This is a genomic window from Pseudoalteromonas sp. SWYJZ19 (genome assembly GCF_015864375.1).
Taxonomy (GTDB): Bacteria; Pseudomonadota; Gammaproteobacteria; order Enterobacterales; family Alteromonadaceae; genus Pseudoalteromonas; species Pseudoalteromonas arctica.
Genome location: NZ_JADYXI010000049.1, coordinates 1 through 2,561 on the forward strand (window position 1 = coordinate 1; position 2,561 = coordinate 2,561).

General features: G+C 37.8%; 4 protein-coding genes. 2 read left to right on the forward strand and 2 right to left on the reverse strand.

All coding sequences use genetic code 11. The features are described 5' to 3' along the window. The first annotated feature begins 299 nt into the window (after positions 1 to 299). Positions 300 to 845 (forward strand): gamma carbonic anhydrase family protein, encoded by a 546-nt coding sequence (locus tag I6F45_RS21135; protein WP_024593212.1) that lies wholly within the window; start codon positions 300 to 302, stop codon positions 843 to 845. On the opposite strand, the gene I6F45_RS21140 is transcribed toward I6F45_RS21135, so the two are convergent. Together I6F45_RS21140 and aroE are read right to left on the reverse strand one after the other, a co-directional pair. Continuing rightward, positions 837 to 1,091 (reverse strand): DUF1488 domain-containing protein, encoded by a 255-nt coding sequence (locus tag I6F45_RS21140; RefSeq protein WP_197120234.1) that lies wholly within the window; start codon positions 1,089 to 1,091, stop codon positions 837 to 839. The genes I6F45_RS21135 and I6F45_RS21140 overlap by 9 nt on opposite strands. Beyond that, positions 1,088 to 1,912 carry a shikimate dehydrogenase gene (gene aroE, locus I6F45_RS21145; RefSeq protein ID WP_165729603.1) on the reverse strand — a complete coding sequence of 275 codons (825 nt, stop codon included), beginning with the start codon at positions 1,910 to 1,912 and terminating at the stop codon, positions 1,088 to 1,090. Before aroE ends, I6F45_RS21140 begins: the two co-directional genes overlap by 4 nt. 53 nt (positions 1,913 to 1,965) lie before the next feature. Here aroE and I6F45_RS21150 point away from each other — a divergent pair, with 53 nt between their 5' ends. Continuing rightward, positions 1,966 to 2,403 carry a group II truncated hemoglobin gene (locus I6F45_RS21150; protein ID WP_166421949.1) on the forward strand — a complete coding sequence of 146 codons (438 nt, stop codon included), beginning with the start codon at positions 1,966 to 1,968 and terminating at the stop codon, positions 2,401 to 2,403. The last annotated feature ends 158 nt before the right edge of the window (positions 2,404 to 2,561 follow it).

Sequence of the window (2,561 nt, forward strand, 5' to 3'; positions counted from 1 at the left end):
TTAGTTTTAAACTTTCTTTTGGAAGATTTAAAACCGAAGTTTTATTTAACTCTCTGAGTTGTTCCTGCCTCGCTATGCGTTGGCGTTTCCCGTCTCAGTGGGGTCGCATTATAGGGAGATCATATTTTTACGCAAGCACTTTTTTAAAGAAAAAGTAAAAAAAGATACTGTTCGGTTAGTATCTGAACTAAACCCCCTAAAACTGATAGTTTTGTAACCAAACAGTGCACTGTATGGTACAAAAATCACCTTGCTGATACACTCAAATACTAATAATCATGATCTAAAAGGTACTAACTATGGCAATTCGTTCTTATAAAGGTGTTACTCCTTCATTTAATTCGTCTGTTTATATTGATGAGTCATCGGTTTTGGTTGGTAACATTACTTTAGGTGATAATAGTAGTGTGTGGCCGTTAGTAGCTGCACGTGGTGATGTTAACTATATACGTATTGGTGAGCGTACAAATATACAAGATGGCAGTGTATTGCATTTATCTCGCGCAACTAAAAGCAATCCTGATGGTTACCCACTTATTATAGGTGACGATGTAACAGTTGGTCATAAGGTAATGCTGCACGGATGTGTATTAGGAAACCGTATACTTGTAGGTATGGGCGCTATTATTATGGATAACGTGGTTGTTGAAGATGATGTAATTATAGGTGGAGGATCTTTAGTACCACCAAACAAACGTTTAGAGTCTGGTTACTTATATGTAGGGAGTCCGGCTAAGCAAGCCCGCCCTCTTACAGAGCAAGAACTTGCCTTCTTAAAAATATCTGCCGATAACTATGTATCACTTAAAGATGAATACTTAGCTGAAATCGCTAACTTAAGTTAATAAGCTTACTTCAATTTGGCCTGCCGAGTTATAACTTTCATCTTCGATAAGCTCCTCGGCACGTTCTTCGTAATCAAAACGATACTTTTCAAAATATTCTGTTGCGTGACTTTCGTCTGTTAATTTAAGTGTATTTACTTCTATTATACATTCCACCAGCATGCCACTCACTTGTGCAAAAAAAACTAACTGATGATCGGGCTCTCTAAACTCTAGCCTATCTATAAACTGTATTGCCTGATTCATTTAAGCATTCCTTGTTTAAGCGCATCAACAACGGGAAGTATTTTTGGCATTTTGTTACGCCATACATAATATGCTTGAGCAGCTTGACCAACTAACATTCCACTGCCATCTAAAAGCTTAGCGTTAATATTATGCTGTGCAACCCAATTCATAAAAATGGTATTTTGCAGTGAATAAAACATGTCATAAGCGACTTCACAGTTAGTTATGTGTTTTTTATCAAGTGCTGGAAGTTCGTTATTCATACTGCTAGAGGTAGAGTTTATAATTAGTGAGTAATCGCTTACTGGTAAATCATCAAAGCCAAAGCCAGATACTGGTCCATATTGAGTAAACAGCTCTGCGAGTTCTTTGGCTTTTTGTGCTGTGCGATTAACTATTATTATTTCCTGAGGGTTATGCTCTAACAAAGGTAAAATAACCCCTCGAGCAGCACCGCCCGCACCTATGATTAAAATGCGTTTATTAGTTATGGCTACTTCATTAGCGAGTAAATCATTTACAAAGCCCACACCATCGGTGTTATCACCGAGTAATGTGCCATCATCTCGTTTTTTTAATGTATTAACAGCCCCTACAATTTTAGCTAATGCCGTAAGCTCATCAGCCATTGCATAGGCTTGCTCTTTAAATGGCATTGTAACGTTAGCACCAACACCACCTTGCTCAAAAAAAGACAATACTGTTTTTTCAAAGTTATCGATAGGTGCTAATATTGCGCGATAGTCGATTTGCTCACCCAGTGATACAGCAAATTGTTTATGTATCGCGGGGGATTTTGAATGTTTAATTGGATTTCCAAAAACCGCATATTTGTCCATTTTAAAGCAACCTCTTTGCAGCTATACACTGCCTATTAACGATGATAAGTAATATGATTAAACGACTTTTTTCTAAATCTAAGCCAGCTCCCGAGCAACAAGCTCCTACTCCTGAAAAAACACCGTACGAAATAATAGGTGGAGAAAAAGGAGCGCGCGCTATTGCCAATCGATTCTACGACATAATGGAGTCAGATGAATACGCTAAACCGTTATATGATATGCATCCTCTGCCATTAGATCGAATTCGCCAAGTATTTTTTGAATTTTTATCTGGTTGGTTAGGCGGGCCAAACCTATTTACAGAAAAACATGGCCAGCCAATGCTACGTAAACGCCATATGCCTTTTACTGTAGATAAAGCATTGCGCGATCAGTGGATGTACTGCATGAATAAAACGCTGGATATAGAAATAGACAACCCGTTGTTACGTGAAGGCTTAAAGCAATCATTCTCTCAACTAGCAACGCACATGATTAACCAGCATTAAATTTGTATTTAGCCACAATGTAAAAAGGCGCTAATTAGCTGTCTCTTATACACAAATCCCTGCTAAGAAATTAGCGGGGATTTTTTTGAACTAAATCTCAATGTCATGATCAGATCTTCAAATCTTATTTGAGGGCACATTATGATTAACGAACATAC